At 60.3% G+C, this 1,150-nt stretch carries 1 protein-coding gene; it reads right to left on the bottom strand.

Annotation, left to right across the window (positions count from 1 at the left end):
- A partial coding sequence (locus tag AHiyo1_RS16020; RefSeq protein ID WP_340639338.1) for an SRPBCC family protein occupies positions 1-482 on the bottom strand: 482 nt, incomplete at its 3' end.
- Positions 483-1,150 lie beyond the last annotated feature (668 nt).

Here is a 1,150-nt window from a genome sequence, read left to right as displayed (position 1 = left end):
GGTGGCTGCTGAGCCGGAGTCGTCGACGTCGCCGGCGGCCACGGAACCGCGCCAAGCGCCAGTCTCGTAGCCTCGCTCCTCGATGAATTTCTTGAACTTGTCGAGGTCGGCTGAAACCCGCATATCGTCGATGCCCACCATCGAGCCGGCCTTTTCGGCAAAGCCTCCGGCTCCCATTCGATCTCCACACTCACGCGGGTACGGTCCGCGCCAAGTGGTTCGAAGCTTACGGTGCCGGCGTTCCTTGGTCCGTCGACGCTGGCCCAGCTGACCAGGGAATCCGGGACCTGCTCAAGGATTTGGGCGTTAAAGCCGCGCTTGACGCCGCCGACGTTGGTGGAAAAATGCAGGGCTGTCTCGTCGATTTGTTCGACCGCTTCGACGCCCTTCATGAATTCCGGGAACGACTCGAACTGGGTCCATTGGTTGTAAGCCACTGAAACGGGAACTTCCACGTCGATTGTTCGGTTGACCGTAGCCATGTTCATTCTCCTTGCTAGCGCTTGTTCCTGCGGATGTAGCTGGGCTTTGGCGATCTAGCCGGCGTCGAATGTTTCGCCGTCGTCGTCTTTCGGGGACTTATCCTTGGGCAGTCCTGTCGCATCGCCCTTCGGTTCGGATGAGAAGGAAGTCCCTGCATTGCTTCCCTCGGAGTTCGACTCATCCAGCTCGGCGTCGGCCGATGGCACCGCGGCTGATCCGTTGTGCCCGCCCTGATTCGCCTGCTGGGCCCCTCGTCCTGCTGTTTCTTGTTCCGGCGTCGGAGTTCCGTAGCTCCGGCTGCCTCTTCCTCGGCTCCATGCTGCTCGTCCATTTCCATGCCGTCCTTCCGTATTGGTTGAACTTGTTGGTGGAAAATCATGACCCGCTACCCAGGACGGCTTCCGTCGGTGACCGGAAGCCGGCCTTGAATGCAGGCCCATGGCCCCGGACAGAAGGCCTCCGGCCCTCTGTCGACGCCCGTTCAAGCCTGTTACCACATCGAAACTAGTAGGCCGGGAGGTCACTTGTCCATGGATTCGGGAAAATTGATCAGCAAACTTACTATGTCGATCGAGAAGGCCTAGACTAGGCCGGCGTCAGGGCCTCGAACTATCGTTTCTGCCCGGCCTTCCGGCGCGGGAGACCAGGAAAGCAGCGGGTACAGCAG

Source organism: Arthrobacter sp. Hiyo1 (assembly GCF_001263615.2).
GTDB lineage: Bacteria > Actinomycetota > Actinomycetes > Actinomycetales > Micrococcaceae > Arthrobacter.
This window is presented reverse-complemented; position numbering and strand designations above follow the sequence as displayed.